This window comes from Nostoc sp. CHAB 5715, assembly GCF_020829685.1.
Lineage (GTDB): Bacteria > Cyanobacteriota > Cyanobacteriia > Cyanobacteriales > Nostocaceae > Nostoc.
This window is the reverse complement of record NZ_JAIVFR010000502.1, coordinates 1-5,438: the sequence shown is the minus strand read 5'-3', so window position 1 is coordinate 5,438 and position 5,438 is coordinate 1. Positions and strand designations below refer to the sequence as shown.

The 5,438-nt window shown below is 40.8% G+C and carries 8 protein-coding genes; 4 read left to right on the top strand and 4 right to left on the bottom strand.

Annotation, left to right across the window (positions count from 1 at the left end; translation table 11 throughout):
* Positions 1 to 185 precede the first annotated feature (185 nt).
* Positions 186 to 941, bottom strand: coding sequence for a dienelactone hydrolase family protein (locus tag LC574_RS24455; protein ID WP_229456146.1), 756 nt, complete (start codon positions 939 to 941; stop codon positions 186 to 188).
* Between the two features lie 151 nt (positions 942 to 1,092).
* Between LC574_RS24455 and LC574_RS24450 the strand changes: the two genes are divergently transcribed.
* Both LC574_RS24450 and LC574_RS24445 read left to right on the top strand, forming a co-directional pair.
* On the top strand, positions 1,093 to 1,506 hold the full coding sequence (locus LC574_RS24450) for a GNAT family acetyltransferase (protein ID WP_229456145.1): 414 nt from the start codon (positions 1,093 to 1,095) through the stop codon (positions 1,504 to 1,506).
* 46 nt (positions 1,507 to 1,552) lie between these two features.
* The gene (locus tag LC574_RS24445; protein WP_229456144.1) at positions 1,553 to 1,987 is read left to right on the top strand and encodes a VOC family protein; all 435 of its coding nucleotides are present in this window, start codon (positions 1,553 to 1,555) and stop codon (positions 1,985 to 1,987) included.
* A 161-nt stretch (positions 1,988 to 2,148) separates the two neighbouring features.
* On the opposite strand, the gene LC574_RS24440 is transcribed toward LC574_RS24445, so the two are convergent.
* Positions 2,149 to 2,307 carry a hypothetical protein gene (locus tag LC574_RS24440; RefSeq protein WP_229456143.1) on the bottom strand — a complete coding sequence of 53 codons (159 nt, stop codon included), beginning with the start codon at positions 2,305 to 2,307 and terminating at the stop codon, positions 2,149 to 2,151.
* Positions 2,308 to 2,798: 491 nt separating this feature from the next.
* On the opposite strand from LC574_RS24440, the gene LC574_RS24435 reads away from it, so the two are divergent.
* Positions 2,799 to 2,990 carry a hypothetical protein gene (locus LC574_RS24435; RefSeq protein ID WP_267871657.1) on the top strand — a complete coding sequence of 64 codons (192 nt, stop codon included), beginning with the start codon at positions 2,799 to 2,801 and terminating at the stop codon, positions 2,988 to 2,990.
* 1 nt (position 2,991) lies between these two features.
* On the opposite strand, the gene LC574_RS24430 is transcribed toward LC574_RS24435, so the two are convergent.
* Together LC574_RS24430 and LC574_RS24425 are read right to left on the bottom strand one after the other, a co-directional pair.
* Positions 2,992 to 3,390, bottom strand: a complete 399-nt coding sequence (locus LC574_RS24430; RefSeq protein ID WP_229456142.1) for a DUF6516 family protein — start codon at positions 3,388 to 3,390, stop codon at positions 2,992 to 2,994.
* 7 nt (positions 3,391 to 3,397) lie between these two features.
* The gene (locus LC574_RS24425; RefSeq protein ID WP_229456141.1) at positions 3,398 to 3,709 is read right to left on the bottom strand and encodes a hypothetical protein; all 312 of its coding nucleotides are present in this window, start codon (positions 3,707 to 3,709) and stop codon (positions 3,398 to 3,400) included.
* Between the two features lie 330 nt (positions 3,710 to 4,039).
* Here LC574_RS24425 and LC574_RS24420 point away from each other — a divergent pair, with 330 nt between their 5' ends.
* Positions 4,040 to 5,353, top strand: coding sequence for a YcjF family protein (locus tag LC574_RS24420; protein WP_229456140.1), 1,314 nt, complete (start codon positions 4,040 to 4,042; stop codon positions 5,351 to 5,353).
* The last annotated feature ends 85 nt before the right edge of the window (positions 5,354 to 5,438 follow it).

The following is a 5,438-nucleotide window of genomic DNA, read 5'->3' as shown; positions in this document are numbered from 1 at the left end:
TCTGAACAATGTTGGAAAATGTTAACTCGTAGCTGTTTGAAGGCGGTAATCATCGATGTGATACTTTATTTTTATTTGCTTTTGACTATTTGGCTAATATTTACCGATTTGATGAAGATGCATACTGCTCAGTAGAGACGCACAGATGTGCGCCCTTAGCGGTGTATTGCTTCTAAACCAAAGATTTAGACTTTTTGAAGCTGAAGGTTCTTTTGGAACAGTTCTTGAACGTTTTTCCAAGCATCAGCAGCAGCTTCGGCATTGTAGCTGGCGCGATGGTTGCAGAAAAAGCCGTGTTCTGCACCAGGATAGCGGAAGATAGCATGGGGAATCTGATGTTTCTTTAGTTCCGCCTCGATCTGCTCTGTTTGCTCTAAGGGGATTCCTTTATCTTCAAGACCAAAGAAGGCGTAAATGGGGCCTTTAATATCAGGGGTGCGGGTGATGGTTGGTTCTCCACCGCCGGGAGTTGAGTTGGGAATACCGCCACCATAGAAGGAAGCTGTAACTTTAATATCTGGTAAAGTGGCAGCTAGGTAAACGACGTGACCACCAAAGCAGAAACCAATAGAGCCGATCGCATCTCCTTGCACATTTGGTAGAGTTCTTAAGTAGGCGATCGCAGCCTTAATATCACTCAATATTTCATCTGCTGTTGTCTGCTCCTTATACCCTCTTCCTTGCTGGACATCTTCAGGAGTGTATCCACCCTCGAAACCGGGAGCGGTGCGTTGAAATAAAGTCGGAGCGATCGCCACATACCCCTCTTTGGCAAATTTTTCAGCAACTTCCCGAATGTGAATATTGACGCCAAAGATTTCCTGAATCACGATAACGCCTGGGAACGTTCCCTTTTGTGCTGGTTCAGCTAAGTAAGCATCAATTTGCAAATCCCCGTTAGGGACTTTAACTTGAGCGGTGCGAATTTCTGTGTTTGTCATCTTAGGGATTAGCCTGTAATTGCTTTGAGGACGAAATGTTTTATGGTAAGTTTTGTACAATATTACTTAAGCTCTAGCGATTTACCGTAGTTTATAGAGTAGTATTTCACAAACAATAGGCAAAGGCAAGTCCTTTGATTTAGAGATGTAGATGAATATAAGACCATATCAAGAATCTGATGCTGAATCAGTAAGTGCTCTGTGGGATGAGGTGTTTCCTAATAACCCATCGCACAGCAGCCCAAAATTGGTAATCAGTCAGAAGCTTGCTGTACAGCCTGAGTTGTTTTTCATTACGGAGATCGACTCTGTAATTGTAGGCACTATCATTGCAGGATATGACGGGCATCGCGGTTGGCTATACACAGTTACGGTCAGTCCTCACTATCAACGGCAGGGTATTGGTAGCAAGCTAGTGCAGCACGCAGAGAGGGTATTGATAGCGATGGGATGCCTCAAAATCAATCTCCAAGTTCGTGTCTCCAACGTAGAAGTAGTTGAGTTTTATAGAAAACTTGGCTATCTCGTCGAAGAACGCATCAGTATGGGAAAGCTTGTCGCATAGGTGATTGTAGAGTTGCCAAATTTAACCCAAACTAGGAGAAAAATTTATGAAGCTCACAGCAGTTCATCATATTCAAGTAACTTATCCTCTGGAAGTGAAGGATGCAATGCTGTTTTTCTATAGTAAAGTTTTGGGATTGACTGAAATTCCCAGACCTGAAGTAATCAAAAACGATTCAGGAGCCTGGTACAATTTGGGAGACATTGAACTGCACATTAGTACAGAGAAAAACACCAATAACCAAGCATCTAGACGACATTATTGTTTCCTAGTCGATAACTTAAACGCCTTTGAGGAACACCTAAAAAGATATGGGGTAGAAATTATTCCCGATCAACGACCAATTCCAGGATGTGTACGGTTTTTTCTTTGCGATCCCGGTGGGAATCGTATAGAAATCGCAGAGTTCGTCAAGAGTAATTTTGTTCAGCTACAAACAGAGGAGTTGCTATTAGAAAGACATTCAATAACGTTATCTTAGATACCAAGATGATTTGAAATCGCACGCCAGTTACTACCCTGCTTTAAATTCTGGCGAGCCTATAAAAAAGCTTGATTTTCTGCTAGTTTGCGTAGGCGAATTAATTATGTGGATTGAACATGCAACTGCTGAACACCAGAGAGCCTCAACCAAAAAATTCCTTAACCGAACGGTATTGCAGCATCTACTACATCCGTTGTGCTGAGTAAATCTACATTGGTGAGGGTATTAACTGCTTGTCTCCATTCAAAGGCGAATAACCGAGTTAAATCACTGGTTTGTTTTCCCAATTGACTTAAATAATTAGCATTTTCCGCCATTACAGTTTGGAACTGTCCGGCGGTTTGCCCTAAAGCATCTGTTAAATTACTCCACAGTGCATCCCAACCAGCAGCATCAATAAAACTATAATCTGCGCGAGATTCGGCTTTAATGCTTGCCCAATTAATGACTTCATCGGGTGCAACTTGTTCAACTGCAAAGGAAATTAAGCCATTACCATCGGGAGTATATAGGACTATGATTTGATTTCTGAAAAAAATCCGTACAACTCGAAAAGCGTGATTCCATATTCCCTACTCCCTACTCCCCACTCCCCACCTACATAGATAATTTCAAAAATCAAATATGATTCCTATAGCAGTTTTCTGTGTTCCCAGGCTTGCTTCATTGGTAGGATTAGCTAGAGTCACTTTGGAAAATCCTGTCAGATTCTTGTTGTGAGACAATTCTCCAAACACATATACAGCAGTTTGCAAGTTAATAAGCTACACCTTTTCAACTTAAGAGCTATAATTCCGATAATCTTGACCTGTTTTATATCTTCTTAATAGACATATTCATTGGCTACGGTAGCGAAATACACCTTATTGAGGCTGAGAAAAGACAGCGCAAACCGCGTTCGACACAATATAGGAATGCTTGGGAGTTAATTTCAGCAAAATCTCTAAGTAAAGAAAATTGTGTCTGTTCGCCTGTTGAACTTGAAAAAGCAGGATTTTGAACTATTCTAATAAAATGATATTAAGTTCTTTTTCAATCAGGTCAATTAATTCTAAGATATTCCGAGATTCACTCGGTTTTACGTCGGATTCTTTAATAATGTGGACATGGTGCGGGAAGTTAGGTAAGTCGGGAAAATGCTCTACATTATCCCAACGCTTTCTCAATTTTTCCTTGGTTTCATCCATCCATTGATAACGATAACCAAGGGTAACAAAACGCCCTTCTATGATAGTAAAAGACTCAGCGATTTCCAGAAAATCACCGTTATTTAAAGTTAATCTGGCGCGGAAGTAACCCCGATTCAGTAAGATTCTTTGATCAACAATCACAACTGCATACACTACTGAACTTCCATTCAGTTTTGTTTTGACCCTGCTAATATAATCCTGGAGTTCCATCAGGAAATTAACTCTGAGTGGGTGCTAATTGTTTTTGTGTATTATCCCACATTTCATAGAATACACTCCACTCAAAAAATTCCATTGCATCTCCTAATTTTCCAGCTTTAAATTGCTGGTAAAAACTGCTTGATGACATATTATATTGTGCTTCAAATGTTTTTAAGCGATTCTCTAAGTCTAATATATCTTGCTGAATTGACTGAGGAACTTTCAAAGATGGCGCTGCGGAGGTAATTTTTGTTTCTAAAAATTGCCGTTCTTCTTCTGATAAAGATAAAATAATCTGGGCTATACATTCAACCAGTTTTGTATTCATATTTATTTCTCCTGTAAATCTTAGACTACCTTGAAAATAGGGAGTAGGGAATAGGGAGTGGGGAGTAGGGAAAAGAAATTTTCATTGCTCCTTGTGAGCGCAGCTTATGGAGTCTGTTGGGATAACTCAATGTTAGCTTAGTAAAGATTTGCGTATAATTGTAGCGTTTTATGTTGAATTAGGTTGACCTACTTATCATCGTGAGGCTTGGGAGTTAATTTTATAGGCATCTGTAGGTAAAGAAGTTGTGTTCGATCGCCTGTTCAATTCAAAGAAGCAGGTTTTTGATCTATTCTGGAAGAAATAGCCATCTAAAAGGCGCAAAGAATCATGGTTGTGAAGTTGCAGCGACCAATTTTAGTGGGAGGATTGGGACTGTCCTTTTCTCTGTGGATGTTGGACAGTTGGCACGATTCTATAGTGCAGGTGGGTGAGTTTGGTTTATTGAGTGCCTTAGCTGTAGGCGGTGGTTTGTGGTTATTCCAAAAAAATCGCCCGAAAAACAGTTTAGAGCAGCTAGATGGTATGGTGGTAGATCGGGCGACTGTAGAAAGTGCGATTTCTATTGCTGAAACTGTAATTAACCAACTGGCACAAGAATCAGAAAACCATCGGGCCTTACAGACACTCAGAGAACAAGTTGCCCAATTGTTGTTGGAATTAGACAGGCAAAAAATTAAAGTAGCTGTGACTGGCGGCAAATCCGTGGGTAAAAGCACTTTAATTAAAGTGCTAGGGCAAAGTTTAGAGACACAAAATTTGGTGTCTTTAGAAGAAACAGCACCTTTGTTTAGAGAAACGGGTGACAATTCAGATACAGCTGTTTTAGCAGAAATAGCAAAATCAGATTTTGTTCTGTTCCTGACAAACGGTGATTTGACAGACTCAGAATTTCAAACCTTACAGCAGTTAAAAGCCGCAAATCAGCCCACAATCCTGGTTTTGAACAAACAAGACCAGTATTTAGCCGATGAAAGCGCTAGCATCTTGCTGTCATTGAAACAGCGAATGCAGGGAAATGTAGTTGCAACTGCGGCCTCTCCCATTCCCATCAAAGTCCGAAAGCATGAGGCTGATGGTTCTGTGCAAGAGTGGATGGAACAACCAGCGCCAAATATCCAGCAGTTGAGGCAGCAGTTGGGTGAAGTTTTGGTACAGCAGGGACAACGGCTAGTTTGGGTAACAACCATGAGAAAAGCCGGGTTGTTGAAAGCTGAGGCGAAAAGCTGGTTGAATGGAACCAGACGCGATCGCGCCACCCCAATTATTGAACAATATCAATGGATAGCTGCTGCTGCTGCCTTTGCTAACCCAGTCCCAGCCCTTGACATTTTAGCAACTGCGGCAATTAATGCTCAGATGGTAATGGATTTGGGTAATATCTATCAGCAGAAATTTTCCTTGGAACAAGCGCAAACCGTAGCTGGAACAATGGGAAGTTTGATGTTGAAACTGGGTTTAGTTGAACTTTCTACAAAAGCTATTACTACTGTTCTGAAAAGTAATGCCGTTACCTTTGTTGCTGGTGGCGTAGTGCAGGGAGTAAGTGCAGCTTATCTGACTAGAGTAGCAGGGTTAAGTCTAATTGAATATTTCCAACAGCAGGAAATAGCAATAGATTCTGGGACTGGTTTGAATTTGTGAATTTCTTTACCTGGTTTCTGATGGTGCAATCTGATAATAATAATGCTTGTCTCAACTTTCTTTGTGCTAGATTATAGACTAAAGA